The 24308-nt window shown below is 68.4% G+C and carries 29 protein-coding genes; 13 read left to right on the top strand and 16 right to left on the bottom strand.

Going from position 1 to position 24308, the window contains the following annotated elements:
* Nucleotides 1-36: 36 nt before the first annotated feature.
* The 5 genes from ACNSN7_RS08625 to ACNSN7_RS08605 form a co-directional block, all read right to left on the bottom strand.
* Nucleotides 37-1212, bottom strand: a complete 1176-nt coding sequence (locus ACNSN7_RS08625) for a hypothetical protein (protein WP_418281874.1) — start codon at nt 1210-1212, stop codon at nt 37-39.
* 42 nt (nt 1213-1254) lie between these two features.
* Nucleotides 1255-1815, bottom strand: a complete 561-nt coding sequence (locus ACNSN7_RS08620; protein ID WP_418281873.1) for a hypothetical protein — start codon at nt 1813-1815, stop codon at nt 1255-1257.
* A 64-nt stretch (nt 1816-1879) separates the two neighbouring features.
* Nucleotides 1880-2401 carry a hypothetical protein gene (locus ACNSN7_RS08615; RefSeq protein WP_418281872.1) on the bottom strand — a complete coding sequence of 174 codons (522 nt, stop codon included), beginning with the start codon at nt 2399-2401 and terminating at the stop codon, nt 1880-1882.
* Between the two features lie 120 nt (nt 2402-2521).
* Complete coding sequence (uvrB, locus tag ACNSN7_RS08610) at nt 2522-4573, bottom strand: excinuclease ABC subunit UvrB (protein WP_418281871.1); 2052 nt, start codon at nt 4571-4573, stop codon at nt 2522-2524.
* Nucleotides 4574-4858: 285 nt separating this feature from the next.
* Nucleotides 4859-5638, bottom strand: coding sequence for an HAD-IIA family hydrolase (locus ACNSN7_RS08605; protein ID WP_418281870.1), 780 nt, complete (start codon nt 5636-5638; stop codon nt 4859-4861).
* Between the two features lie 261 nt (nt 5639-5899).
* On the opposite strand from ACNSN7_RS08605, the gene ACNSN7_RS08600 reads away from it, so the two are divergent.
* Nucleotides 5900-6673: a GTP cyclohydrolase III gene (locus ACNSN7_RS08600; RefSeq protein ID WP_418281869.1), complete on the top strand. Its 774-nt coding sequence runs from the start codon at nt 5900-5902 to the stop codon at nt 6671-6673.
* A gap of 97 nt (nt 6674-6770) precedes the next feature.
* Entirely contained in the window at nt 6771-7001 is a 231-nt protein-coding gene (locus ACNSN7_RS08595; protein ID WP_418281868.1) for a hypothetical protein, read from the top strand.
* A 155-nt stretch (nt 7002-7156) separates the two neighbouring features.
* Here ACNSN7_RS08595 and ACNSN7_RS08590 read toward each other — a convergent pair whose 3' ends face one another.
* Nucleotides 7157-7363 (bottom strand): DUF8149 family protein, encoded by a 207-nt coding sequence (locus ACNSN7_RS08590; protein ID WP_418281867.1) that lies wholly within the window; start codon nt 7361-7363, stop codon nt 7157-7159.
* A 114-nt stretch (nt 7364-7477) separates the two neighbouring features.
* Here ACNSN7_RS08590 and ACNSN7_RS08585 point away from each other — a divergent pair, with 114 nt between their 5' ends.
* Nucleotides 7478-8572: an AI-2E family transporter gene (locus ACNSN7_RS08585; protein WP_418281866.1), complete on the top strand. Its 1095-nt coding sequence runs from the start codon at nt 7478-7480 to the stop codon at nt 8570-8572.
* Nucleotides 8573-8588: 16 nt separating this feature from the next.
* On the opposite strand, the gene ACNSN7_RS08580 is transcribed toward ACNSN7_RS08585, so the two are convergent.
* The 3 genes from ACNSN7_RS08580 to ACNSN7_RS08570 all read right to left on the bottom strand — a co-directional run bounded on the left by ACNSN7_RS08580 (nt 8589) and on the right by ACNSN7_RS08570 (nt 9774).
* Nucleotides 8589-8828: a hypothetical protein gene (locus ACNSN7_RS08580; protein WP_418281865.1), complete on the bottom strand. Its 240-nt coding sequence runs from the start codon at nt 8826-8828 to the stop codon at nt 8589-8591.
* 167 nt (nt 8829-8995) lie between these two features.
* A complete protein-coding gene (locus ACNSN7_RS08575) occupies nt 8996-9409 on the bottom strand; it encodes an SRPBCC family protein (RefSeq protein WP_418281864.1) in 414 nt (137 codons plus the stop codon).
* A gap of 38 nt (nt 9410-9447) precedes the next feature.
* The gene (locus ACNSN7_RS08570; protein ID WP_418281863.1) at nt 9448-9774 is read right to left on the bottom strand and encodes a hypothetical protein; all 327 of its coding nucleotides are present in this window, start codon (nt 9772-9774) and stop codon (nt 9448-9450) included.
* A 63-nt stretch (nt 9775-9837) separates the two neighbouring features.
* Between ACNSN7_RS08570 and ACNSN7_RS08565 the strand changes: the two genes are divergently transcribed.
* The gene (locus tag ACNSN7_RS08565; RefSeq protein ID WP_418281862.1) at nt 9838-10050 is read left to right on the top strand and encodes a DUF8107 family protein; all 213 of its coding nucleotides are present in this window, start codon (nt 9838-9840) and stop codon (nt 10048-10050) included.
* 163 nt (nt 10051-10213) lie between these two features.
* A complete protein-coding gene (locus ACNSN7_RS08560) occupies nt 10214-10927 on the top strand; it encodes a tRNA (cytidine(56)-2'-O)-methyltransferase (RefSeq protein WP_418281861.1) in 714 nt (237 codons plus the stop codon).
* Here the strand turns inward: ACNSN7_RS08560 and ACNSN7_RS08555 are convergent.
* Nucleotides 10922-11872, bottom strand: a complete 951-nt coding sequence (locus ACNSN7_RS08555; protein WP_418281860.1) for a hypothetical protein — start codon at nt 11870-11872, stop codon at nt 10922-10924. The genes ACNSN7_RS08560 and ACNSN7_RS08555 overlap by 6 nt on opposite strands.
* Nucleotides 11873-12007: 135 nt before the next feature.
* Between ACNSN7_RS08555 and ACNSN7_RS08550 the strand changes: the two genes are divergently transcribed.
* From ACNSN7_RS08550 to ACNSN7_RS08535, 4 genes are all read left to right on the top strand, one after another.
* The gene (locus tag ACNSN7_RS08550) at nt 12008-12532 is read left to right on the top strand and encodes a transcription factor (protein WP_418281859.1); all 525 of its coding nucleotides are present in this window, start codon (nt 12008-12010) and stop codon (nt 12530-12532) included.
* On the top strand, nt 12532-13227 hold the full coding sequence (locus ACNSN7_RS08545; RefSeq protein ID WP_418281858.1) for a DUF2110 family protein: 696 nt from the start codon (nt 12532-12534) through the stop codon (nt 13225-13227). Before ACNSN7_RS08550 ends, ACNSN7_RS08545 begins: the two co-directional genes overlap by 1 nt.
* 30 nt (nt 13228-13257) lie before the next feature.
* Nucleotides 13258-14121, top strand: coding sequence for a DUF5803 family protein (locus ACNSN7_RS08540; protein WP_418281857.1), 864 nt, complete (start codon nt 13258-13260; stop codon nt 14119-14121).
* An 81-nt stretch (nt 14122-14202) separates the two neighbouring features.
* Nucleotides 14203-14895: a competence/damage-inducible protein A gene (locus ACNSN7_RS08535; protein ID WP_418281856.1), complete on the top strand. Its 693-nt coding sequence runs from the start codon at nt 14203-14205 to the stop codon at nt 14893-14895.
* A gap of 237 nt (nt 14896-15132) precedes the next feature.
* Here ACNSN7_RS08535 and ACNSN7_RS08530 read toward each other — a convergent pair whose 3' ends face one another.
* The gene (locus tag ACNSN7_RS08530) at nt 15133-15396 is read right to left on the bottom strand and encodes a GIY-YIG nuclease family protein (protein WP_418281855.1); all 264 of its coding nucleotides are present in this window, start codon (nt 15394-15396) and stop codon (nt 15133-15135) included.
* Nucleotides 15397-15455: 59 nt separating this feature from the next.
* Nucleotides 15456-16214, bottom strand: coding sequence for a nickel pincer cofactor biosynthesis protein LarB (larB, locus tag ACNSN7_RS08525; RefSeq protein WP_418281854.1), 759 nt, complete (start codon nt 16212-16214; stop codon nt 15456-15458).
* A gap of 218 nt (nt 16215-16432) precedes the next feature.
* Here larB and ACNSN7_RS08520 point away from each other — a divergent pair, with 218 nt between their 5' ends.
* Entirely contained in the window at nt 16433-16600 is a 168-nt protein-coding gene (locus ACNSN7_RS08520; protein WP_004267503.1) for a DUF1931 family protein, read from the top strand.
* A 59-nt stretch (nt 16601-16659) separates the two neighbouring features.
* Here ACNSN7_RS08520 and rpiA read toward each other — a convergent pair whose 3' ends face one another.
* From rpiA to ACNSN7_RS08505, 3 genes are all read right to left on the bottom strand, one after another.
* Nucleotides 16660-17394 carry a ribose-5-phosphate isomerase RpiA gene (rpiA, locus tag ACNSN7_RS08515; protein ID WP_418281853.1) on the bottom strand — a complete coding sequence of 245 codons (735 nt, stop codon included), beginning with the start codon at nt 17392-17394 and terminating at the stop codon, nt 16660-16662.
* Between the two features lie 94 nt (nt 17395-17488).
* Nucleotides 17489-18616 (bottom strand): ORC1-type DNA replication protein, encoded by a 1128-nt coding sequence (locus ACNSN7_RS08510; RefSeq protein WP_418281852.1) that lies wholly within the window; start codon nt 18614-18616, stop codon nt 17489-17491.
* 169 nt (nt 18617-18785) lie between these two features.
* Nucleotides 18786-19829: a TIGR01177 family methyltransferase gene (locus ACNSN7_RS08505; protein ID WP_418281851.1), complete on the bottom strand. Its 1044-nt coding sequence runs from the start codon at nt 19827-19829 to the stop codon at nt 18786-18788.
* Between the two features lie 147 nt (nt 19830-19976).
* Between ACNSN7_RS08505 and ACNSN7_RS08500 the strand changes: the two genes are divergently transcribed.
* The 3 genes from ACNSN7_RS08500 (at nt 19977) to ACNSN7_RS08490 (ending at nt 22063) form a co-directional block, all read left to right on the top strand.
* Nucleotides 19977-20537 carry a TATA-box-binding protein gene (locus ACNSN7_RS08500; protein ID WP_418281850.1) on the top strand — a complete coding sequence of 187 codons (561 nt, stop codon included), beginning with the start codon at nt 19977-19979 and terminating at the stop codon, nt 20535-20537.
* Between the two features lie 90 nt (nt 20538-20627).
* Nucleotides 20628-20987, top strand: a complete 360-nt coding sequence (locus tag ACNSN7_RS08495; RefSeq protein WP_418281849.1) for a DUF7473 family protein — start codon at nt 20628-20630, stop codon at nt 20985-20987.
* 80 nt (nt 20988-21067) lie between these two features.
* On the top strand, nt 21068-22063 hold the full coding sequence (locus tag ACNSN7_RS08490; protein ID WP_418281848.1) for a CPBP family intramembrane glutamic endopeptidase: 996 nt from the start codon (nt 21068-21070) through the stop codon (nt 22061-22063).
* Nucleotides 22064-22072: 9 nt separating this feature from the next.
* On the opposite strand, the gene ACNSN7_RS08485 is transcribed toward ACNSN7_RS08490, so the two are convergent.
* Nucleotides 22073-24262 (bottom strand): ATP-dependent DNA helicase, encoded by a 2190-nt coding sequence (locus ACNSN7_RS08485; RefSeq protein ID WP_418281847.1) that lies wholly within the window; start codon nt 24260-24262, stop codon nt 22073-22075.
* Nucleotides 24263-24308 lie beyond the last annotated feature (46 nt).

The raw sequence follows: 24308 nt of genomic DNA, 5'->3' as shown, positions 1-24308 counted from the left end.
GATCCTCGACCGTGGGGCATGGACGCCATCGCTGGATCAGATCACGTCCGCCAGCGGGAGCCCGAGCCCGATGACCCACGCCGCGAGTCCAACGACGAGGACGGCCCGATCGTCGGCCGCTCGACCGGCGGCGACCAGTCCGAGCGACGTCACCATCGCGAGCCGGTGCACGATGAGGTCCGGCGGGACCGCGACGCCCAAGCCGGCGAAATCGACCAGAAATCCTCCGCCGAGGCCGACGACGACGCCGAGGAACGCGGCCGTCGGCTCACAGCGGTCGGCGACGGCGACCGTGAGAGCCGGTAATCCGATCGCGAGGACGAGATACAGCGGCGCGGCGATCGCTTTCGGCGCGACGCCCGGATACGAGATCTCCAGTCCGATCCCGGCTGCACGAACGCCGAGCACGACGGAGGCGAGCGCCACTCCGAGAACCGCGGCGTCACCGTGTCGCGTCGCCTCCGATCGGAACCGGGTCGCCGCCTCCAGGGTCGCTTCCCGCGTCCGGCGACGAAGCAGCGCGCCGCCGAGCGGGATCAGCACCGCGAGCTCGATCACCGAGAGCCATCCGTCGCTCCAACCGCCGTCGATCCCCCGATACTCCCGCGTCACCGTCGCGTTCGCCGCGATGAAGTCGTCCTCCAGCCGAACCGCGGGGTCCCCGATGTCGGTGACGGTGTGACGTAGTCGGAACCAGTCGTAGTACTCCTCGTGGACCTGGACGGCGGTGTACTCGCCGTCCGGAGCCTCGTACGCACGGATGTGGTCGCGCGATCCGAGATACTCCCCGTCGTGGAGCTCGTACGTCTCGTCGATCCATTCGCCGCCGTCCGGACCCTCGAAGTACGAGTAGCGCACGGAGCCGTGCGCGTCCTCCCAGTCGGTCGTGATGGCCTCACGGACGAAGTCGGACTCTGCCTCGCGCTCCTCCTCGTCGGTCTCCTCCCAGTCGGTGTCCGGTCGCGCAGTCAGCGCCTCACGAACCGTGTCGCCGTCGGCACGAAAGACGACGTTGATCGCGAGCGTTCGCCCGGCGATCGACTCCCGACTGCTCGTGTACGGCCACAGTTCGTAGTCGCCGTCGACCTCGATCAACGCCTCCGCCGGCACTTCGTGGGCGGCCGGCTCGTCGGCGGTCCCCCCGAAGAAGCCGGACAGGACCAGCGCGACGGCGACGAGTACGAGCGCGGCGACGGTAAGCCTCCGGCGCATTCACCCGCTATCGGCACGGTATACTAAAAGATGTTCGGGAGCTCAGGGCCGCCACGTCTCCGCATCGAGCGCCCAGAGGAGACCGACGGCAGCACCGCCGCCACCGAGCCCGACCACGAGCGCGAGCGCGGGCATCGGAGCGGCGAAGACGCCCGCAAGCAGCAGGACGACGCCTGCGAGCAGGGCGACTGTATCGCCCTTCGTCGCACCGAGCGTCACGGGCGCAAGCGACGCGCCGACGACCGAACCGGCCACGACGAACGTCGTCGTGCCCGAGACGGCGAGCGCCGGATCGGACACCACGGCCGCCGGAGCGTCGACGCCGAGCGCGACGCCGACGGCGACGGACACGGCGGGGGCCGCGAGGCTCCACCGCGGTGCGAGCGGTCGTCCCCGCGTCGCCGCGACGCCCGACACGAGCACGACGGCACCGGCGGCGACGAGCGCGGGAGCCAACAGCCCGACCGGCGATCCGGGGTCGGCTATCGTTGGAAGCTCGTCGCCGATCGTCGGCGTCGACCGGAGAACGAACGGCTGTGTGAACAACAGGCCGGCGATCGCGAGAAGGGCGACACCGAGAGCGCGACGAGAGACGGAGGCCATACCACATCGACCCCGGCTCGATGCTTAAAAGCACGGGACTGCGGCGGGATCGCCTCACCCGACGCTAGATCGTGACGGAGACGCGGTCGCTCTCGACGGAGACGGTGACGCGCTCGGGCGGTCCACGGGCGTCCGCCAGCCGGACGAGGACGGTCTGTACGACCGGGTCGGCGTCCCGCGGCGTCCCGACCTCGTCGATCGCGATCCGAAGCGCCCGGTCGCCGATCCGACTGACCGAGCCGAGCCGCAGATCGACAGCCGGTGAGGTGAGCCGCTGGACCACGAGGAGCACGAACCGACCGCCGTCGTCGACGAAGTCGGTCCCGGAGACGAATTCACGGACGTCGGGCGATCCGGGCGCGAGTGCGTCGGTCGCTCGGTCGACTGCTCGAAACGAAACGACGTGCGTCTCGATCGACGCCGGGTGACCGGTGATGCTCTCGGACTCGACCAGCGGGTCGTCGGGGACGTACCGGCTGCGGACGTCGATGTTGCTCGGGGTCGACGCCGCGACGTCGTGGAGCCGGTCGGTACACCCTGCGGTCACCGCGGTGAGCGTTCCGAGGACGACCGCGCGGCGGTCCATGACCTGCGGTGGGTGTTTCTCCGATAAAAACCTCCCTGTCGGTCGGATCGGACGATGATACTCGGAACGTTCCGAAACGTCGACTCCTGGAGATCGGGCGCGCTCGCAGAGCGGACGCGCTCAGTCCTCGAGGGCGGGCGCGGGAACGCCGTCGTCGGGGTCCACATCGAACGCGCGCCGGAGTTCGGCGATCCGGTCCCGGATGTCCGCCGCCAGCTCGAACTCCAGGTTGCTCGCGGCCTCGTTCATCCGGTCCTCGAGCGCCTCGATCCGCGCTTCGGCCTCCTCCGTGCTCTCGACGTCGCCGACGGTGACGCCGGAGGTGTCAGTCTTCGATCCCGGAAGGTTCGTCTCGCCGACCGGCTTGTCGATGGTCGTCGCCTCGTAGCCGTGTTCGGCGTTGTACTCGAGTTGGATCTCCCGTCGGCGCTGGGTCTCCTCGATGGCCTCCCGCATCGAGTCGGTGGTGCGGTCGGCGTACAGGACGACCTCGCCGTTGACGTTGCGGGCGGCCCGCCCCATCGTCTGGACGAGCGTGGTCGTCGAGCGCAAGAACCCCTCCTGGTCGGCGTCGAGGATGGCGACGAGGCTCACCTCGGGGATGTCGAGCCCTTCACGTAGCAGGTTGATGCCGACGAGCACGTCGATGTTTCCGAGCCGGAGGTCGCGGATGATCTCGTGGCGCTCCAACGTGTCCGTCTCGTCGTGCATGTACGCGACGTCGACGCCCGCTTCCTCGAAGTACTCCGTGAGGTCCTCGGCCATGCGCTTGGTGAGCGTCGTCACGAGGACGCGCTCGTCGCGGTCGATCCGCTCGTCGACCCGATCGAGGAGGTCCTCGACCTGTCCGGTCGCCCCGGTCACCTCCACCTTCGGGTCGACGAGGTGAGTCGGGCGGACGATCTGCTCGACGATCCGATCGGACTGCTCGCGCTCGTACTCGCCGGGCGTCGCGGAGACGAAGAGCGTCCGGTCCGCCTTCTCCTCGAACTCCTCGAACGTGAGCGGTCGGTTGTCGTAGGCGGTCGGCAGCCGGAACCCGTTCTCGACCAGCGAGTCCTTCCGCGATTTGTCGCCCTCGTACTGGCCTTTGATCTGGGGGATCGTCTGGTGCGACTCGTCGATGACGACCAGAAAGTCGTCGGGGAAGTAGTCCATCAGCGTGTACGGCGCGTCGCCGCTCTCACGGTCGTCCATGTGGACCGAGTAGTTCTCGATGCCCGAGCAGTAGCCCGCCTCGCGGAGCATCTCGACGTCGAACGTCGTGCGCTCTTCGATCCGTTGGGCGGCGACCAGATCGCCCTGTCGCTCGAAGTACCGGACGCGTGCCTCCATCAGCGCTTCTATCTCCGAGATCGCCTGCTCCAGCTGGTCGTCGGGGATCGAGTAGTGCTCGGCGGGGTGGAGCATGACCGCGGGCTCCTCGCTCACGACCTCGCCTTTCATCGGGTCGACCTTCAGCATCCGATCGATCTCGTCGCCCCACAGCTCCACGCGGACGGCGTACCGTCCGTACATCGGATATATCTCGACCGTGTCGCCCCGGACGCGGAACGTGCCCTGGGTGAAGTCGACGTCGTTGCGCTCGTAGTTCAGGTCGACGAGTCGGGCGAGCAGCTCCTCGCGACCAACCTCCTCGCCGACCTCCAGCCGGAGGGCCATCTCTCGGTAGTTCTGCGGGTCGCCGAGCCCGTAGATCGCGGACACCGACGCGACGACGATGGTGTCGTCGCGGGTGAGAAGCGAGCGCGTCGCGGAGTGGCGCAGGCGGTCGATCTCCTCGTTGATCGACATCTCCTTGTCGATGAACGTGTCCGTCTGCTCGACGTACGCCTCCGGCTGGTAGTAGTCGTAGTAGGAGACGAAGTACTCGACGGCGTTGTCCGGGAACAGCTCGCGGAACTCCTCGTACAGCTGGGCGGCGAGCGTCTTGTTGTGTGCCAACACGAGCATCGGCCGATCGAGCTCCTCGGCCACCCACGAGACGGTGTTGGTCTTGCCCGACCCGGTCACGCCGAGCAGGGTCTGTTTCTCCGCGCCCGACTCGAAGCCTGCGACCAGCTCCTCGATCGCGTCGGGCTGATCGCCCGCGGGCTCGAACGGGGCGTCGACCCGAAGCGGGCGGTCGACCGTCGGACGGTCCTCGGAGAGGGGGGAGTCGGCGTCGCTCACGATGGCGTTCGTTGGCGTTCCAGTCACTTGAGCGGCGCGCTCGGCCAAAAGACACGGCGAATCCGCGGAACGACGACCCAACGCGGAGGCGTCCGTGGACGAGGACCGTCAGTAGCGATACTCGTTGAACTGTACCGCGTGTCCCTCGACGATGGTCACCGGGGGCTCCGACTCCGCCTCGGCGTCTTCGTCGTCCGCCTCGGTGTCGTGTGAGTGAAACACACCCATGAGAGGGAGGAGGAAAGTATTGCTTATAAACCTTCACGATCGGGGGCCGCTCGCCGGTCAGTCGAGCACGCGATCGATCTGGCCGAGGTGATCGATCACGTGATCGGGTTCGACGTCGCTGGCGGCGAGCGTCGCCTCGTCCGTGATCCCGGACCGGACGAGCACCGTGGTCATGCCCGCGCGAACGCCGAGTTCGATGTCCGTGTTCAGTCGGTCACCGACCACCAGACACTCCTCGGGCGGGTAGGGGAGCCGCTCGCGGACGAGTTCGATCGCGGGGTCGGACGGCTTCCCGAGCACCACGTCGGGCTCGCGACCGGCGACTGCCGCGACCGCGCCGATCACGGCTCCGGATCCCGGCTCGTCGCGGTCGGGACCGGGGATGACGACGTCCGGGTCGGTGCCGATAAAGGGGATGTCGCGGTCGAGCGCCCACAGTGCGGTACACAGGTCGTCGTAGTCGAACGACCGGTCGATGGAGGCGACGAGCGCGTCCGCGGCGTCGACGTCCTCGGTCGTCGAGAGTCCGGCGTCGGCGAACTGGTCGATCAGACCGGGCGCACCGAGACAGAGCACGTCGTCGTCCGCGTGGGTTTCCCGGAGGTACTCGGTCGTCACGGTGCCGGCGGTGAACACCTGATCGACGTCGACGTCGTATCCCGCGGAGCCGAGCCGGTCGACGTACGCCGCCGGGGGCTTCGTCGGGTTGTTCGAGACGAACAGCGTGTCGATTCCCGCCTCCCGAAGCCGGCGGTAGCCGACCGGCGCGCCGGGGATCGGTTCGTTTCCGCGGGCGACCGTGCCGTCAACGTCGAGGACGGCCCCGTTGAACTCCATGCCCCGTCTCGGGGCGCGGTCGATGTATGAGTTGTGCCGTCGAGACCCGGTATCGGCTCGGCCCCCCGCCGTGCCGGCTCGACTCATCCCCGTCCGTGCCGGCTCGACTCATCCCCGTCCGTGCCGGCTCGACCCATCCGCACCCGACCAAGAGATCCCCGACACCGTCCTCGACCCCGGCAGACGTTGCAGACTCGATATCCGTTCCAGCTTCGGGATAACGGAAGGGTAAAGCGGACCCGGGTCCAAACTCGGTTCACTGTGACGACGACCCAGGTCACCCTCGTCCAGATCGACAACTACGGGCCATGGACGGTGACGCCGGAGCCGCGTCGGGAGATGGACTTACAAACCCTCCAGTCGCGACTGTTCGCCGACATCGCACAGTTCCTCGGTCACCGCGACGCCTACGTCTTCTTTACGCGATTCGACAACATGATCGCGGTGACGAACGGGGTCGACGGGGCGGCACACGCCAGCCTCCAGACGTCGATCGGCAACCGGTATCCCGTGAGCGTCAGCCTCGGGACCGCCGTCGACGAGCGACCGATCGACGCCTTAGAGGAGGCGAACCGGCGGCTCCAGCTCGAAGGCAGCGCACAGGACGAGGCGCGCACGGAGGTGCTCGCCGGAGAGTACCTCACGGAGACGACGCCGTCGGACCTACAGGTCGCGCATTTCGACGTCGTTGACGCGACCGGGAAGTACACCGATCGACTCAACGAGTTCGACACGTTCATCAACATCGAGCAGGCGTACGCCTCGCTCATGCGCTACCTCCGGGAGACGCACGGCGCGGTGTCGTTTTTCGTCGGCGGCGACAACGTGATCGCTATCTGTCCGGACCTCACCGAGCGCGCGTTCGGTGCCGCCGTCGATCACGTCGCCGCGGACGTCGACGTCGATCTGCAGGTCGGCGTCGGACGCGGCGCGTCGGCACACGAGGCCGGCTTCGCCGCGAAACACGCCCTGGAGGACTGCCGCGACGACGGCACGACCGTCGAACTGTTCGGTGCGACCGCGACGGGCGACTGACCGCGAGGTCGGCGACGTGAGACGGCCGGACCCGTGAATCAGATCCGATAATTCGAGTCGTAGTATTATATATCGGAGTCGGAAAACTCCGTTCAGCATGTCAGGAGAAGTAGTGTTCGTCTGTACCGTCGAGGAGTGTGAGGCGGGTCCCTGGGAGGGCGCTCACGACGCGATGGCACACTGTGCGGAGCATCCCGAACACGCGTACACGGGGCGACCCCGCTCGGCGGTCGACGTCGTCATTCCGGCGACTGCCGTCGAGGAGCGGGACAACCGAAACCTCCACCACAAGGGGAACCCGCAGGGCGCGCTCGCGAGAGACGACTGAAGGATCGAGAACGAAAGGGTCGAGAACCGAGGCGGTCGAACGAATCCGGACGATCGACACCACCCGAGCGGATCCGGACGATCGACACCACCTCAGCGACTCGCCGTGCAAGGCGCAACGTACCGCCGCAACTCCGCCTCGTCCCACTCCTCGTCTCACTCCTCGTCGAACAGCCCCATGTCCTCCGCGACGAGGTCGGCAAGCCGATCTTTCAACGCCGGATCGACCTCCGCGATCGCCTCGCCGTCGTGGTTCCCGTCGTTGTGTCGGGAGAGCGCGTCCGCGACGTCGGAGAGGGGAACCCGCGTCTCGGTCCCGCAGTCGGTACAGACGATCGGCACCGTCGGTTCCTCGTCGGACATCGTCGGGAAGTCGCAGGTACCGGATATAGTCCTTCGGTTCCGAGGCGTCGACGTGCCGACGGAACGGACAGCCTCGGCCGGGGTATTTAGGTTGGTCCGCTCGGTGAACCCACCATGACGAACCGTCGATGGGTGCTCGGGGGAGCGACCGTGGCCGCGGGAGCGATCGCCGCGCTACTCCTTCGAGAGGTGGTCGCGACCGTCTTCTTCGCGATGACCGTCGCGTACGTGCTCGGTCCGGTACGCCGCCGACTTCGGCGGCGCGGACACTCCCGCCGCGTGGCTGCCGGACTCACGTCGCTCGCTGCGTTTCTCGCGGTCACCGCGGTCCTCGCACCGCTCGTCGTCGTTCTCGTGGTCCGGATCGACGGCGTGATAGGTTTCATCGAGTCGGTCCCCGAGACCGCGACGATGTCCGTACTGGGGTTCGAGTACACGGTGGTCACCGCCGACGTCTCGACGATCGCCGTCTCGTGGGTGATCGGGGCCGGTACCGCGGTCGCGTCGGCCGCACCGGTTCTGTTGATCAAGCTCGCCCTGTTCGCGTTCGTCGTGTACGGACTGTTGTCTCACGAGAACCGGACTCGGCATGCGGTGCTCGCGCTGGTTCCCCCCGGCTATCGCGATCTGGCAGCGGCGCTCGACGAGCGCGCGAGGCGGACGCTGTACGGACTGTACGTGGTCCAGGCGGCGACCGGATTCGCGACGTTTCTCGTTGCGATCCCCGTGTTCGTCGCCTTCGGCTATCCGTCACCGATCGCGTTCGCGACGCTCGCGGGAGTGCTCCAGTTCGTTCCCGTGGTTGGTCCGAGCGTACTGATCGTCGGCCTCGCAGGGTACGAGATCACACTCGGCGACCCGACCGGTGCGGTGTGGATTCTACTCGTCGGCGGGACCTTCATCGCGGCCGCGCCGGACCTGCTCATCCGGCCGCGGCTCGCGGCCGAGACCGCCGAGCTGCCGGGGACCCTCTACTTCATCGGGTTCGTCGGCGGCGTTCTGACGGTCGGGCCCGTCGGTATCATCGCCGGTCCGCTCGCGGTCGCCGTCGCCGCCGAGCTGGCGACGCAGCTCTCGACGGAGCTGAACGGGGTCCGCGTCACCGAGAACGGAGACGAGGGTCACGACGGCGGAGAGTCGGCGGGAGAGAACGTGACAACGGGAGACGGAGAACCGATGAGTGACGAAACGTCGGTCGACGGCGCTTGAGAGGCTCCGCACCGAGTCAGCAGGCACAGCCGGACCCGCCGGCGTGCTCGAACCGCATCGGAGCGGCACAGTTCGGACACAGCGGGGCCCCGTCGGGATCGCGATCGAGGCCCTCGTCGTCCACGTCGACGTCACGAACCCGGACGGTACAGTCGTCACACCAGTACGACCCCGCCGAGCCGTCGTCGCCGCCGTCACCCGGTGCACGCTGCGTGGAGTTCGCCAGCACCTCGCTGACTGTGTCGAGGAGTCCCATGTGTGATCGAACGGAAGCGATCCCCCTCAATATCGTGGTCGTGTGTGAACATGACGCACAACCGATCGCGTCGGCGGGACGTCCGCGGGAGCGTCCGATCGAACTCCGGTCGAAATCGACCCTGTCGAGGCGGACGGCGACGGCCGCAACCGTTCATCGCAGGACGTTTAGACGGCGTCGTCGATCCCGTCCAGCGCTCGATCGAGCTCGCCACGTCGCTTCCAGGCGGCGAGCCGGTCGGCGAACGGAAGCGGTGCGTTGAGCGACACCTCGGAGCGCAGGCGGACGCGAGACCCCTCGTTTTCGGGCTCGACGGAGAGCCGGGTCTCCATCCGGTCGAACGGGCCCGCCGGGTCGTCGCCGTCGGCGACGACGTAGCGGTAGCCGTCCGGGAGCCGCTCGAAGCGGAGTCGGAACCCGACGCCCGGACCGGAGACCGTCACCAGCGTCTCGTCGTCGCCAGGTTCGACGTTCGCGACCGAGAAGCTCCCCTCCCACTCGACGATCCGCGCGGGCGAGAGCGCCCGCTCGATGACCGCCGGACTCTCCGACACGAACCGTTCGACGACGACCTCGCGCATGGACGGCACTGCCAAGTGAGAGGGCATAAAAGGGCGGTTCACACGACGAGCGGAACCGTGAGCGCACCGAGGACGATCCCGAACGCGAGCGCGGCGTACAGGAGCCGCTCGAACCGCGGTCCGGGCGGAAGCGGTCCGGCGTCGACGGACGGGGCCGAACGAACGAACTGTGCGTACGCCACCGCACCCAGCAGACAGAACGCGACGGTCGACGCCGCGAGCGACCACGCGAGCGACAGCCCGTACGAGAAGCCATAGATCGGACCGAACGAGAACACCAGCATGAACACGAGCCCGAGGCTCACGAGGAACGGGACCGGATCGATCGGGTCGCCGCGTCGGTTTCTCGGGCCGTTTCGCCACATCGTGGGGAACGAGTACGTTCCGCACGGACAAGAGCTAAGTGGCGGACCGTCACCCTACGATACATGAGCGAGGAGAAGGGGATCCGCGAGGGGCTCGACGACTCGTCGGGCGATCCGCGGCTGGTCCTCCTGTTGAACGCCGTGTTGTCGACGTGGTTCGCGTGGACCGTCGTCTGGGGAGCCGACCTGCTCGGCCTGCTCGAGTACTCGCTGACCAACGTGGGCACGCTCGCACTGATCCTGTTCGCGCTGACGTACGTCGTCGTGTTGCGCTGACGTACGTCTCGTGTTGCGCTGACGTACGTCTCGTGTTGCGCTGACGTACGTCTCGTGTTGCGCTGACGTATGTCGTCGTGTCAGGTGATCGCGGGCGAGAAACGTCGGTGGCGTGATCGGTACGCATCGAAAGGTCCACCCGCATGCCCGAGACAGGAGGCGTATGAACGACGAACGCGAGGTCGTCGTCCTCCGGTACGGCCACCGACCGGGACGAGACGACCGCATGACGACCCACGTCGGGTTGACGGCACGGGCGCTGGGCGCGGACCGGGTCGTGTTCCCCGACAACGCCGGGCAGTCCGCCGAGACCGTCCGGGACATCACGAACCGGTTCGGCGGCCCCTTCACCGTCGAACTCCGCGAGGACCAGAAGGCGATCGTCGGAGAGTTCGACGGCGTCGTGGTCCATCTCACGATGTACGGCGAGCGGATACAGGACGTGGAGGCCGATATCCGCGCCGCGACCGGTATCGACGTCGGATCCGTGGGTGACGGCGATGACGGATCATCGACCGGCGACGGCTCATCGGCCGATGGCGGCCCCTCGACGAGCGACGGTCCATCGACCCCCCGCGACCTCCTCGTCGTCGTCGGCGGGGAGAAGGTACCGTGGGCGCTGTACGAGCGCGCCGACTTCAACGTCGGCGTGACGAACCAGCCGCACTCGGAGGTCGCCGGCCTCGCCGTGTTCCTCGACCGCTTCTTCCAGGGGGCAGAACTGGCACGCGAGTGGGTCGACGCCGACCGACGCGTGGTTCCGGAGGCGACGGGGAAGACGGTCGTCGAGGCGGACGAGAGATCGGAGCGCTTCGACGAACCGGACGAAAACGACGAACCCGGAGAGCGCGGCGGGCGGGACGGGGACGAGCTATAGGCTCCGCTTCGATCGGAGCCGCGCGAGCCTGACCCGCGTCTCCTGTCGACTCGTCCCGCGGACCCGACCGGTCTCCTCGTCGGCCATCGAGACGAGCGACAGGCGGTCGAGCAGCGGCGGCCAGTCGGCGGCTCCGGCGGCGTCGCGGGCGAACTCGACGGCGTTCGCGAGCCCGGTGCGCTCGTCGGGCCCGAGACGAGCGACCGACGCGTCGGCGGCGCGGCGACGCTCCGCGACGTACAGCCGGTCGCCGACGACCGCCGGGATCCAGACGGGGACGAGGAGGAGCCACAGGAGAACGCCCGCAGCCGTGTACGCCGGCGCGGGGATCCGCTCACGCTCCGGCTCGTACCCGTGGATCCGATTGACTCGGCGGTCGGACGCAGTGCGTTCGTTCCGCCGGCCGACGAGCAGGGTCGCGAGCAGCGCCAGCGTCTCGACGACGACGACCGCCGGAAGCAACGCGGTCGTGACCGCGGCGTCTCGACTCCGGACGCGGACGAGCGCGTGCCGAAGCGCGGCGTCGCGGTCGGCCGCCGGCAGGGAGAGGAGCCGCGTGGAGACGACGAGCCGCGCGCCGCGGTAGCCGTCCGTGACCGCGACGTTCGCGGCGTCTCCGCGAACGACCGTCACGGCGGGGGCGTCGATCCCGAGGTCCGCGGACAGGGCGGCCACCCGATCCTCGATGAACGCGGCCGGACGGTCCTCGAGGTCGGCGTCCGGCAGCCGCTCGATCCGGCGGCCGACGAGAACCGGACCGATCGCCGCGGAGACGCCGAGGCCGACGACGACGGCTGCGAGGACGGTGAGTACGGGACCGACGCCGACGAGGAGACCGACGGGGACGACGAGGACCGACGCGATGAGGACCGGAACGATCGCGAGCGCCGCGAGCCCGACTGACGCTCGCGCTCGCCCCATGCCCGTCCCGGACGTCCCCCACATACGCGAGACAGGTGTCGCAGCCGACGTAAAGGTCTACCGACCCGCGAGTTCGACGGCCGGCGTCATCGATCGGTGGAGCGGCCGCCCGTTGGCCTTCCGGAGCTTTTAACCTACTTCCTACCCGAGTTTCGTGTAATGGCTTTTGAGGATCTGTTGAACGACCCCGTCATCCAGAAGTACCTCCACGAGCTCGTGGGGCCGACGGGGATGCCGGTCGCTGCGGCACCGCCGGACGGGGAGGTCACCGACGAGGAACTCGCCGAGGAGCTCGGGCTGGAGCTGAACGACGTCCGACGCGCGCTGTTCATCCTCTACGAGAACGACCTCGCCTCCTACCGCCGGGTCCGCGACGAGGACTCCGGCTGGCTCACGTACCTCTGGACGTTCCACTACGACAACATCCCGGAGAACCTCCAGGAGGAGATGTATCGCTTGCTCGACGCCTTAGAGGAGCGCGAGGAGTACGAGCGCACCCACGAGTTCTACCTCTGTGAGGTGTGTTCGATCCGCTTTGAGTTCGGCGAGGCGATGGATTTCGGCTTCGAGTGTCCCGAGTGTGGCTCGCCAGTCGAGGCGATGGAAAACGACCGGCTCCGCGATGCGATGGCGCAGCGCGGCGAGGAGCTACGCGAGGAGCTCAACGTGGACGTGACCGGATAATGGTCGTTCTCGCAACCAAATGCTACGTCAAGGGCGACGCCCGGGAGCGCGCGCTCGACGGAATGAACTCGCTCGTCGACAACGAGGTCGGCGATCTCCACGCCGAGTGGCAGATCGGCGTCAGAGACGACGACTTCGTACAGGTCGATCTGACGGGCGAGGACGCCGCGGTCGCCGGCAACGCCCTCGCGGAGACGTGGGGAGCGATCGTCGCCCACGACGAGGGATTCGTCGCGGGCGAAGAGTACGTTGGAACCCTCGAATCGTGGGACGAGGACGGGTTCGTCCTCGATGCTGGCGAGGAGATCCACGTCCCGGCGGCGGAGCTCGGGCTCGGGGTCGGCTCGCCCGAACAGGTCGTCGAGCGCTTCGGGCTCGTCCAACACCTTCCCATGCGGTTCGTGTACGGCGGCGACGTCGGCGACCCCGACGCCGAGCCGCACCGGCTCACGGACGCCGAACGGGACCGCCTGTACGACTGGCAGCGCGGCGACGGCCGAGTGAACGTCAACTCCGCGACGCGCGGCGAGGTGCGCGCGACGGTGAATAGGGCGGGACACGCCCGCGACATCGTCACCGTCGAGCGGCTCGGTCTCCTCGAGCAGAGCATCGTCTGTACTGAGGGAACGGATCCGCCCGGGCTGCTGGCCGCCATCGGTAGTTACCTCCCGGCGGAGATGCGGTGTGTCGTCTGATCCGACCGTGACCCGTCCACCCACGAGACCGTGAACCGTCGCTTCGCCCTCGCGATCGCGGTCGTCGCGCTGCTCGCCGTCAGCGCCGGCTGTCTCGGCTACGTCACCGGCGGCGGCGAGGTCGGAAACGAGACGCTCGACGCGGAGCCGCCCCGCGAGTACGACTTCGACACCGACCGCGACGCCGACTTCGACCTGTCGACCGACGGGACGTACACGGTCGTGTACGACGTCGGCGACCGCGACCGCATTCGGCTGTACGAGGCGACCGTGTACGGCGGCGACCAGCCGCTGGAGTTCGATGCGTTCCGATACCAGTACCCCGACGGAACCGTGATCAACGGCAGCGAGTTCCGCGCCCGCGGCGGCGAGGTCGACCGGACGCCCGACGAGACGTGGATCCGCTTCACCGACGACATGAGCGGCGGGAGCGTCGCCTTCTCCGGAGCCGGATCGCCCCGGCGATTCACCATGTTGGCGTACGTGGAGGGCTCGTACGCGGTGACGCTGCCCGAAGGGTTCAGTACCGACATCCCGATCGTCGGCCACGTCTCGCCGCGCGATCACGATGTCGAGGTCGTCGACGGGCGTACCAGGATCACGTGGGAGTCGGTGACGAGCGGGTCGATCGTCGTCCAGTCGTACCGCGAGCGGGACATCCTCGTCTTCGGGGTCATCCTGATCGTCGCCGTCGTCGTCGGAGCGGCCGGAACGATCCACTTCCGCCGGCAGTTGGAGGAGCTCCGCCAACGGCGACTGGACATGGGGCTCGGCGTGTACGAGGAGGATGGCGACGATGACGGAGAGGGTGGCGACGACAGAGAGGGTGGCGACGGCGACGGAGAGGGTGGCGACGGCGACGGAGAGGGTGGCGACGGCGACCCGAGGAGATGAGAGAGGACCGTCCCGCGAGGAACCACCGGGTCAGGGTGACGTCTCCAGCGGCCTTTTGAACGAGCCACGCGTGGGTCCCGTATGAACGCCGCGATCGTCACCGTCGGGAACGAGCTCCTCGTCGGCGACACCGAGAACACGAACGCGACGTGGCTCTGTGGCCGGCTCTCCGAACGGGGCGTCCGGGTTCGTCGGGTGATCGTCGTGCCGGACGAGATCGGAGAGATAGCGAGAGTCGTCAACGAGTACCACGCCGAATACGACGCCGTGATCGTCACGGGCGGACTCGGTCCGACTCACGACGACGTGACGATGGAAGCGATCGCGGCCGCGTTCGGTCGCGACGTCGTCGCGAACGAGCAGGCCGCGGCGTGGCTCGCCGAGCGGGGCTACAGCGCCGACGACCTCACCGCGGAGACGACGCACCTACCGGCCGACTGCCGGCCGCTCGCGAACGTCGAGGGCGTCGCGCCCGGCGCGGTCGTCGAGGCGGTGTACGTCCTTCCGGGCGTCCCAGCGGAGATGAAAGCGATGTTCGAGACGGTCGCCGACGAGTTCGAGGGGACCCCGACCCACACGGTCGCGGTCAACGTCGCGGAGCCGGAGAGCGAACTGCTCGGACGGTTCACGGAACTACAAGAGCGGTTCGACGTGGGGGTCGGGTCGTATCCGGGCGAGCACGTCACGGTGAAGATCACCGCGACCGACGGCGCGGAGGCCGAGCGCGCGGCCGCATGGCTCCGAGATCGATCCACCTCACCCGAGAGAAACTGACCGACGCGACCCCGGTTCCGAACGGCCTGGCCTGCTCCCAGTCCCCCGACTCAACGGTACAGGTACGCGACCCACAGGACCGTGACGAGCAGGCTGGCGACGAGCACGGCGGTCGCGGTCGCGTCGATCGGAAGCGGCTCAGGCTGGACGGCGAGCGGTGTCATGATCGGGGATTGACCGGGGGTTGTCTTAATGGTTGATCCTTCGCTCCGGGGACGGCGTCGGAGCCCGACCCGGTCACGTCTCGTCGACCAGTCGCTGTTTCTCGCGCCGACGCAGCGACTTGATCTCGTGTTCGCGGGACATCGCGGCCGATCGAGAGTCGAACGATTCCGTATACCGCAGCGTCACGGGCGTCCGCCCGCGGGTGTACTTCGCCCCCTCGCCGGCGTCGTGTTCGGCGACGCGCCGCTCGACGTCGGTGGTGTATCCGGTGTACAGACTGCCGTCGGCACACTCGATCACGTACACGTGGTGAGTCGAGGACTGCTGATTCGACACGGTTCCGACTCCGGCCGGCCCGCCCAAAGAGGTACGGGTTCAGTGACGGGGGTACGGGTTCAGTGACCGTCGATCGCCCGGGCGATCAGTCCGGCCTGCGCGCCGGCGACGAAGCCGGCGTCGACGTTCACCGTCGAAAGCACCGTACACGACTGTAACGCACCTTCGAGCGCCGCGACGCCGTCACCGCCGACCCCGTAGCCGGTCGACACCGGGAGAGCGATGACGGGCGCGTCGACCAGTCCGGCGACGACCGTCGGCAGCGCGCCCTCGCGACCGGCCGCGACGACGACGACGTCGGCCTCCCGTATTCGACCGACCTGATCGAGCAGTCGGTCGAGGTTCGCGACCCCGACGTCCTCGATCAGGGCGACCGCCGAACCGATCTCGTGCGCCACCAGTGCCGCCTCGCCCGCGACCGGCGCGTCCGACGTGCCGGCGGTGACGACCGCGACCGTCGCCGAACACGACGGGGGATCGAAGTCGACGGCGTGGGCCACGACCGCGTTCGTCCGCTCGTCGTACTCGACGGTCGCGTCCGGTGCGGCGTCGGCGATCGCGTCGCGAACCGCCGACGCCACCGCCGGGTCGGCGCGCGTCACGAGCGCGCGTCCGGTCGTCTCCAGTGCCGTCGTCGCCAGCGTCGCGGTCTCTCCCGGCGTCTTCCCCTCCGCCAACACCGCCTCTGGGATCCCGCGACGTCTCTCCCGATCGGCGTCGAACCGTCCCGCCGCCGTCGTCGCGTAGCCCGCGAGGATCGACTCCGCCTCCGCGACCGAGATGTCTCCCGATTCGAGCGCTTCGAGCGTGTCGCGCATACTCGCAGATGGGCGCGAGCCCGTTCGTAGCTGTCGGTTCGGCTCGTCACCGTGGAGATGGTGGTCGACGTCGCCCCCGATCGTGTCTCGAAACCGAAACGAACCCCGCAAGGTTTATAAACACAGGTGTCCCTTCCCCCTCGCGAACAGCCAGCAGGGAGTCCCTCGCCGGCGAATTCAGGAACTCTTATTAAGTGTGGACGGATAGCGTCGAACGCATGGCAGACCTCATTGTCAAAGCGGCCGTCAAGGAAGCGCTGGACGACAAGAACGTCGCTTCGGACTTCTACGACGCGCTGGACGAAGAAGTGGACGAGCTGCTCGAAGACGCTGCCCGCCGCGCCGAGGCCAACGACCGAAAGACGGTCCAGCCTCGCGACCTGTAAGCCGGCTGCGCTTTCATCCTTTTATTTCGACTCACGCGTGAGCGGCGGTACCGTCCCGATCAGTCACGCGACGGTCGAGCCACGCGAACGCCGTCCGCGGTCCCGACGTGTATCTCGTCCGCAACTCCCACGAACAGTCCGTGTTCGACCACGCCCGGCGTCGTCGACAGCGCCGTCGCGAGCGCGTCTGGATCGTCGATCGAACCGAACGCACAGTCGAGCACGAGGTTCCCGTTGTCGGTGACGACGGGCCCGTCCTTGCGTTTCGCCCGCCGGAGGGTCGCCTCGCCGCGAGCCGACGAGACGTCCCCGCCGCCGAGCGCCGAAACCGCCTCGCTCACGACGCGTCGTGCGCTCGGGAGGACCTCCACCGGCACCGGGCGATCGAGCGTCTCCGTCTCCTTCGAGGGGTCGGCGACGACGAGGAAGCGATCGGCCGCCGCGTCGACCAGTTTCTCCCGAGCGTGTGCCGCGCCACCCCCCTTTATGAGGTCGCCGTCCGCGATCCGGTCCGCGCCGTCGATCGCGAGATCGATCCCGTCGTCGTCGGGCCCCACGACGTCGTCCGGTTCGGCGAGCGGGATCCCGCAGGCTCGCGCGAGTTCCCGGCTCGCGAACGAGGTCGGAACGCCGCGGACGTCGAGGCCGCCGTCGACCGATCGACCGATCGCGCGGATCGCGTGTGCCGCCGTCGACCCGGTCCCCAACCCGACGACGTCGCCGTCGTCGACCGTCTCGGCCGCCGACTCGCCCGCCCGTCGTTTCGCCGCGTCGCTCCCGCCGCTCGTTTTCATGCGGTCGACTGCGGGTGGCGGGGTTGAAAAGGCGTCGGCCGGCGAGCGCGGAACGCCACGCACGACGCGATGCCGAACCGCGACCGACCACGGGTCACTCCAGCCGGTCGAGGATCGCGTCGGCGTCGTACGCGAGCGTGAGCTCCCGGGAACGCCCGCGCCCCTCCACGTCGGCGTACGCCGTCTCGATCACGCCGAGCTGGTCGAGCTTGTTGATGATCTCCGAGTAGCGGGTGTAGCCGAGATCCGTCTCGTCGTGGAACGCCTCGTACACGTCGCCGGCGCGCTCGCCGTCGTGTTCCGCGAGCACGCGAACCAGTGCCCGCTCGGAGTCGGACAGGCCACGGAGCGACCGCGAGAGGTGGACGTACTTCGATTTGTCGTAGGCGGACTCGACGTCCTCCGTCGCGATCGTTCGGGACGCGCGCATCTCGGCGTTGAGCCCCGCCCTGCGAAGCAGGTCGATCCCGACGCGGAGGTCCCCGCTCTCGGCGGTCCGCTCGGCGACGAGTTCCAGTTCGGCGTCGCCGATGACGTCGTTGTGGAAGCCGCGCGTCGCGCGTTCGCCGAGGATGTCGTATATCTCCGTTGCGTCGTACACCGGGAAGTACACCTCCTCCGGACGGAACACGGACTGGACGCGTCCGTCGAGATCGTCGATCACGTCGAGCGCGAGGTCAGAGGAGACGACGACGACACCGATCTTCGCGCCCGACTGTGCCTCGTGTGCGCGGAGCAGCGAGTACAGCGTGTCGGACGCCTCGTTCTCGTAGAACAGGTAGTTCACGTCGTCGAGCGCGACGACGAGCACGTCGTCCTCCTCGACGAGACGGTCGGTGATCTGCCCGAACAGCTTCTTGAAGGAGATCCCGGAGGAGGGCGGCTCGTACTCGAAGATACCCTCGAACAGTCGGGAGAAGACGGCGTATCTCGTCGAGTCGACCTGGCAGTTCACGTGAACCGTCCGGACGTCGGTGCGCGCGCGGAGCTCGGCGAACAGCTTCTGGACCGCGGTCGTCTTGCCGGTGCCGGGCGGACCGCGAACCATCGTGTTGAGCGGGCGGGAGCCGCGAACGGCGGGTCGAAGGGCGTACTTCAAGCTCTCCAGTTGACTCTCACGGTGGCGGAACGTCTCCGGGACGTGATCGATCTCGAACACCGACTCGTCGCGGAACACCGACTCGTCCCACGAGAGCATGTCGCCGTCGGCGTCCCCGGTCATGTGAACCACACCTCCCGCCGTCCACTTAACCGTTCCCCGGCGACGAAGTGAAAGTGAAATCCGACACGAGGACGGGTGGTCCGCGGGAGTTCGACACGTCGGTCTTCACTATCACGTCGGTCGACGAACCGGGGAGTCTCACCTGAAAGACGCCGTCGGAGGTCCACCACTACTCGCCGCGCTCCCGTTCCAACACCAGCACGTGTCGCGTCAGCGATCGGTGGACGCGTCGCTCGAACGTCGCCGTCACGGTCCAGCCGGCCTCGCGGGCCGGTCCTCGCCAGTCTCGATCGGCGACGAGCACGGCTCGAGGAGCGACGCGGGCGGCCGCCGCGAGCGCGCCGGCGACGAGGTCGGCGAGTTCGTGGCGGGCGATCTTCGACTGTCGGCCGTACGGCGCGTCGAACGCGACGCCGTCGACCGCGTCGTCGACGAGGGCGAGCCGGGTCGCGTCCCCGCGAGCGACGTGCCAGTCGGGGGCAGCGCGGCCGACGTCGGGGAGGTACTCGCGGAGGTTCTCCCGCGTCCCCCGAACCATCTTCTCCTGTGCGTCGCAGGCGACGACGTCGCTTTCGACGAGTCCAGCCTCCAGCGGCAGCCCGCCGGTCCCGCACATCGGGTCGAGCAGCGTCCGGCCGGGACCGGCCCCGGCGAGGTTGACGTACGCGCGGGCGTCGGCGGGAGCCATGCTTCCCGGCTGGAAGAAGGGGCGATCGGTCGGCTTCGGCGCGAACCCGCGGTCGGCCTCGCTGGCGACCCAGCCGAGCGCACAGATCGACGCCTCGCCGCCGTCGGCACCGGAGACGGCGTCGTGGGTCGTTCGCGCCCCCGATGCGAACAGCGCTCGGAGGACGTGGTCGGGGTCGTCCAGGTCGACGGTGAAGCCGCGGTCGACGAGGGCGCTCCCGAGTTCGCGCTCGGCGTCGCCCGTGGAGACGTCCGCGGTGTTTCGGACGTTGCGTGCGCGGACCGCGACGCTCCCGGTTCGGTCGATCGACGCCGCCGAACACAGCGCGACCGCGGCGGCGACGTCGGCGTCGGTCCGGCCGATCGCCTCGTGGGCCGCGCGGGTGTACGCCAGTCGGTCGACGCCGTCGCCGATCGCCCCGGCGCGAGCGACGCCCGGAGCGAGGAGCTCGACGGACGTCGCCGCGGTCGACGCCTCGAAGGCGGCGAACGCGTCCTCCTCGCCCGCGAGTTCGAGCCAGTACACGCCCGAGGCTCCGGCGGGCGATCCAAAGAGGGTAGCGGTTCTAGATCCCCATCCCACCTCCCTCGTCTCTCCCTATCCAATCGCCCCGTCCCGCCGCCGCGGTCCTACCAATCTTTTTAAAGCTTAAAAGACAGAGTACAGGTACTGATGGGCGATCCGAAGGACACGATATCGATCGAGAACGTCGTCGCCTCGACGGGGATCGGACAGGAGCTCGACCTCCAGAGCGTCGCGATGGACCTGGAGGGTGCCGACTACGATCCGGAACAGTTCCCCGGCCTCGTCTACCGAACCACGGATCCCAAGTCGGCAGCGCTGATCTTCCGGTCCGGAAAGATCGTCTGTACGGGTGCCAACTCCATCGACGCCGTCCACGAGAGTCTCGGGATCGTCTTCGAGAAGCTCCGCGCGCTCCGGATCCCCGTCGAGGACGACCCCGAGATAATCGTACAGAACATCGTGACCTCCGCGGATCTCGGCGAGAGCCTCAACCTCAACGCGATCGCGATCGGACTCGGCTTGGAGCACATCGAGTACGAGCCCGAGCAGTTCCCCGGTCTCGTCTACCGGCTCGACGACCTCGACGTCGTCGCGCTACTGTTCGGCAGCGGGAAGCTCGTCATCACCGGCGGGACGGACCCGAGCGATGCGGCGGCCGCCGTCGACCACATCGTCGAGAAGCTCGACGACCTCGGGCTGCTCGAGTAGCGCCGACACGCGATCGCTCGACGAACGCGACGCTGACGCCGACCGTACCCGTTCCGGGACGCCTTTCACGCCGTAGTCGCTAGCTCGAACATGCTCCTACAGACGGTCTCGCCCGTCTCGGTGCTCGGAACCACCGTCCTGTTCGCGCTGTTCCTCTCCGCGACGGCGCATCTGGCCGCCAGAAACGTCCTCGGTGACGTCGATCCGCGTCGCGCGCTGTACGTCGGACCGCTCCCGGCGGTCGTGGGCGTCGTGGGCGGCGCGTTCGCCCTGCCGGCTATCGTCCTGATCCCCGCCGCGCTACTGCTCGACGCCGCGATGTTCCGCTGGAGTTACGGGGTCGAGACGCGGATCGCCGCCGGAATCACGCTGATCCACGCCGTGGTGACTATCCTCCTCGGTATCGTCCTCGGCGGGATCGCCGCGCTGCTCGCGACGCGACCGACGTAGCCGCGTTCCAGCTCCGGGTCGAGACCGCGTTCCAGCCCCCGGTCGAGACGTTTTCGTACCCCCCACGAGACGGACGACGTATGGATCCCCGATCCGCGCTCCGACACGCGCTCGTCACCCCCTCGGAGCGCCGCCCGCGAACGCCGGTCAGACTGCTCGGCGGTGCCGTCCTCCTCGTGATCGCCGTCATAACTGCGCAGGTGCTCGTCGTCCTCGCGATCGGTCCGGAGTTCGATCCCGGAGCGCCGTTCGCCTTCGGTGTCACGACCGTTGCGACCGGGATCGCGGTCGTACTTGCGCTCGTTCCGATCGCCCGATTCGTCGATCGGCGGCGGCTCGCCGACTACGGTTTCCGGATCGATCGCGAGTGGTGGATCGACTGTGGCTTCGGACTCTGGCTCGGCGTCGCCCTCCAGGCCGCCGTCTTCGCGGTCGGCTGGGCGGCCGGCTGGTTCACCGTGGTCGACACGTTCCGAGCGCCCGGCTCGTTTCTCCTCGGGTTCGCGGGGGTGGTCGGACTGTTCCTCGTCGTCGGCGTGTACGAGGAGCTGCTCCTCAGAGGCTGGCTACTGACGAACCTCGCGGAGGGGTTCCGATTCGCCGGACGCGGGGTCGCCGTCCTGATCGCGCTCGTCGCCTCGTCCGTCCTCTTCGGGCTGCTTCACGCGGCCAATCCCGGTGCGACGCCGCTGTCGATCGCGGTCATCTCGCTCGCCGGCGTCCTGCTGGCGGCCGGCTACCTGCTCACGGGCGAGCTCGCGGTCCCGATCGGGCTCCACGTGACCTGGAACCTCGCGCAGGGCGGGCTGTTCGGGCACGGCGTCAGCGGACTCGGTGCGGAGGTCACGATCGTCGCCACGGAAACGACGGGACCCGCGGTGTGGACCGGCGGCGGGTTCGGTCCGGAGGGCGGGATCCTCGGACTGCTCGCCGTCCTCGTCGGCTGTGCCGCTATCGCCGCGTGGGTTCGGTTCCGGACGGGATCGCTCCGGATCCATCCCGCCGTCACGACGCCGATGCTGCGAGGAGGCCGGTCCCGTGCGGCGTGCGATGCCGACGACGACGACGGCCGATAACCCCGAACCCTACGGCTCCGGCGGGGATCCGTCATAGGCGTCGTGGTCGCCGTAGAAGTTCAGCATCGCGAACTTCAGCTTCCCGGGGGCGACGTCGAGCAGCTCCTCTCGCTCCTCGGGCGGGAACGCGCTCCGAACGGAGTACTTGCCCATGTCCGCGGTCGTGTAGCGACGGTCGGCGAGGATCCGGACGCCGAAGTCCTCCGGGCCGCGTATCACGCGACCGAGCGCCTGCCGCGTCTTCCGGATCGTCGGGATCTCGACCGCGTACGCCCAGCCCGGGTCGCGCGCGCGGTCGCGGTCGGAGAAGGACCGATCGTACGCCTCCTGTACCGCCTCCATCCGATCCGAGAGGTGCGGATACGGAACCCCGACGACGACGACGGTCCGGGCGTCGTCGGCGTCGAAGCTCACCCCCTCTCCAAGCGTGCCCCACAGCGAGGTGAACAGCGCGCCGTCGTCGCCCTCGACGAACCGCGTGCGGAGTCGCTCCTCGTCCGTTCCCGGACCGTCGAGGTAGAGGGTACCGAGATCCGCACCCACGAGACCGCGGTCGCCGCCGAGCCGCTCGTAGTACCGCTCCGCCTCGCCGTACGAGGGGAAGAAGGCGAGCGTGTTCCCGGGAGTGAACCGGATCGCGTCCCGGAGGAGCGTGTCGACCGTCTCCTGGGTCTCCGGGTCGTTCCGCTCGGAGGCGAAGAGCGGCGGCGTGTCCACGGCGTATGTCCGGCGGTTCGACTCGGGATACGCCATCCCGTACGCGAGGGTAGCGACGTCCGACAGGCCGAGGACGTCCCTCGTGACGTCGAAGGGGCGGAGCGTCGCGCTCATCAGCACCGACGCCGCGACCTCGTCGAACAGCTCCTCGGTGACGGTTCTGGGGATACAGGTGTACAGCTCCGCGCGACCGTACACGTCGTCGGTGCCGCCGTCGCGGCGCACGGAGACGACCGGATACTGTCCGAGCTCCGTCCCCTCGTCCATCCACGTCGAGACGAACCGGGCGGCCTGGAGGGTCTGACACTCCGTTCGGCTGGTGCTCTCGCCGTCGCGGTACCGACGCTCGTACTCCTCGTCGAGGGCCTTTCCGAGCTGGATCGCGAGCTCGGTCTCGACGTCGATCCCCGCGCCCTCGTACCGTCGCAGGAAGTTCAGCGTGAGGTCGTCGCGGCGGTCGTCGTTCGCGATCGACACGTCCTCCCAGTTCTCGTCGACGCCCTCGCGCGCGCCGTGCCCGAGCGCGCCGTCGTACGTCTCGACGAGCGCCCCGCGGAACGCGCCGATGACGTTCTCGGCCGCCTCCGCACGGGAGTCGTCGCTGTCGGCCAGCTCCTCGACGGCAGCGGCGAGGGTGTTCTCCGTGAGAGTCCGCGTCGCGTGGTCGCGGGCGGCGTCCTCGACGTTGTGCGCCTCGTCGAACACCGTGATTATCTCCGAGGGGTCCCGGTCGATCCACCGGAAGAACTGCTCTCGGATGTTCGGGTCCAGGAGGTGGTGGTAGTTACAGACGACCAGGTCGACGCCCTCCATCCCCTCCTTGAGGAGTTCGTAACCGCACAGGCCCCGGTCGTCGGCGTACTCGTACACGTCATCCGGCGTCCGGATGTCGTCGAACAGCCACGCGAAGAAGTCGTCGGTATCGCGAACGAGGTTGTTGTGGTACCGGTCACAGACGGTCGTCGTCTCGTAGGAGTCGAGTTCGTCCTCCAACTCGTCGAGTTCGTCCATCACCGCCTCGCGGGCCTCCGCCGCGCCCGCGTCGCCGTCGCGGCTCTCCGCCAACAGCTCGCGCTGGCGGGCCTCGAGCTCCGCGACGTCGCCTTCCGTCTCCACCAGCTCGCGGGTCGTGTCCCGCAGGGTCTGACACTCCTGGTAGTCGACGTCGATGTGACACATCGACGACTTCCCTTTGAAGACGACCGCCCGGATCGGCTCGGTGCGGGTGATCGCGCGGGCGTCCTCGACGAACTGGCGCATCTGCTGGTGGACGTTCGTCGTGATGACGACGGTCCGGTCGTGCTCGCGGGCGTGCTCCAGCGCCGGGACGAGTGCGGAGAGGGTCTTCCCGGTGCCGGGCGCGCCCTCGAACAGCACGTCCTGTCCGCGAGCCAGCGCGTTGGCGACCCTGTCCATGGCCTCGCGCTGGTTCGGGTACGGCTCCTCGTACGGGAAGAACCGCAGATGCGGCGACTCTGACACGGGTCCGAGTTCGGCGGCATCGGACAAAAGGAGTCGGATAGCTCGG

The sequence above is a fragment of the Halorubrum rarum genome (assembly GCF_048380895.1).
Classification (GTDB): domain Archaea; phylum Halobacteriota; class Halobacteria; order Halobacteriales; family Haloferacaceae; genus Halorubrum.
Note: the sequence above shows the minus strand (reverse complement) of the source record. Positions and strands in the feature narration are given on the sequence as shown.

What these genes read in the sequence shown, in the direction of transcription:
- ACNSN7_RS08625 (WP_418281874.1), bottom strand. Translation starts at nt 1,212, where the DNA reads ATGCGCCGGAGGCTTACCGTCGCCGCGCTCGTACTCGTCGCCGTCGCG.
- ACNSN7_RS08620 (WP_418281873.1), bottom strand. Translation starts at nt 1,815, where the DNA reads ATGGCCTCCGTCTCTCGTCGCGCTCTCGGTGTCGCCCTTCTCGCGATC.
- ACNSN7_RS08615 (WP_418281872.1), bottom strand. Translation starts at nt 2,401, where the DNA reads ATGGACCGCCGCGCGGTCGTCCTCGGAACGCTCACCGCGGTGACCGCA.
- ACNSN7_RS08605 (WP_418281870.1), bottom strand. Translation starts at nt 5,638, where the DNA reads ATGGAGTTCAACGGGGCCGTCCTCGACGTTGACGGCACGGTCGCCCGC.
- ACNSN7_RS08595 (WP_418281868.1), top strand. Translation starts at nt 6,771, where the DNA reads ATGTCAGGAGAAGTAGTGTTCGTCTGTACCGTCGAGGAGTGTGAGGCG.
- ACNSN7_RS08590 (WP_418281867.1), bottom strand. Translation starts at nt 7,363, where the DNA reads ATGTCCGACGAGGAACCGACGGTGCCGATCGTCTGTACCGACTGCGGG.
- ACNSN7_RS08585 (WP_418281866.1), top strand. Translation starts at nt 7,478, where the DNA reads ATGACGAACCGTCGATGGGTGCTCGGGGGAGCGACCGTGGCCGCGGGA.
- ACNSN7_RS08580 (WP_418281865.1), bottom strand. Translation starts at nt 8,828, where the DNA reads ATGGGACTCCTCGACACAGTCAGCGAGGTGCTGGCGAACTCCACGCAG.
- ACNSN7_RS08575 (WP_418281864.1), bottom strand. Translation starts at nt 9,409, where the DNA reads ATGCGCGAGGTCGTCGTCGAACGGTTCGTGTCGGAGAGTCCGGCGGTC.
- ACNSN7_RS08570 (WP_418281863.1), bottom strand. Translation starts at nt 9,774, where the DNA reads ATGTGGCGAAACGGCCCGAGAAACCGACGCGGCGACCCGATCGATCCG.
- ACNSN7_RS08565 (WP_418281862.1), top strand. Translation starts at nt 9,838, where the DNA reads ATGAGCGAGGAGAAGGGGATCCGCGAGGGGCTCGACGACTCGTCGGGC.
- ACNSN7_RS08560 (WP_418281861.1), top strand. Translation starts at nt 10,214, where the DNA reads ATGAACGACGAACGCGAGGTCGTCGTCCTCCGGTACGGCCACCGACCG.
- ACNSN7_RS08555 (WP_418281860.1), bottom strand. Translation starts at nt 11,872, where the DNA reads ATGTGGGGGACGTCCGGGACGGGCATGGGGCGAGCGCGAGCGTCAGTC.
- ACNSN7_RS08550 (WP_418281859.1), top strand. Translation starts at nt 12,008, where the DNA reads ATGGCTTTTGAGGATCTGTTGAACGACCCCGTCATCCAGAAGTACCTC.
- ACNSN7_RS08545 (WP_418281858.1), top strand. Translation starts at nt 12,532, where the DNA reads ATGGTCGTTCTCGCAACCAAATGCTACGTCAAGGGCGACGCCCGGGAG.
- ACNSN7_RS08535 (WP_418281856.1), top strand. Translation starts at nt 14,203, where the DNA reads ATGAACGCCGCGATCGTCACCGTCGGGAACGAGCTCCTCGTCGGCGAC.
- larB (WP_418281854.1), bottom strand. Translation starts at nt 16,214, where the DNA reads ATGCGCGACACGCTCGAAGCGCTCGAATCGGGAGACATCTCGGTCGCG.
- ACNSN7_RS08520 (WP_004267503.1), top strand. Translation starts at nt 16,433, where the DNA reads ATGGCAGACCTCATTGTCAAAGCGGCCGTCAAGGAAGCGCTGGACGAC.
- rpiA (WP_418281853.1), bottom strand. Translation starts at nt 17,394, where the DNA reads ATGAAAACGAGCGGCGGGAGCGACGCGGCGAAACGACGGGCGGGCGAG.
- ACNSN7_RS08510 (WP_418281852.1), bottom strand. Translation starts at nt 18,616, where the DNA reads ATGACCGGGGACGCCGACGGCGACATGCTCTCGTGGGACGAGTCGGTG.
- ACNSN7_RS08500 (WP_418281850.1), top strand. Translation starts at nt 19,977, where the DNA reads ATGGGCGATCCGAAGGACACGATATCGATCGAGAACGTCGTCGCCTCG.
- ACNSN7_RS08495 (WP_418281849.1), top strand. Translation starts at nt 20,628, where the DNA reads ATGCTCCTACAGACGGTCTCGCCCGTCTCGGTGCTCGGAACCACCGTC.
- ACNSN7_RS08490 (WP_418281848.1), top strand. Translation starts at nt 21,068, where the DNA reads ATGGATCCCCGATCCGCGCTCCGACACGCGCTCGTCACCCCCTCGGAG.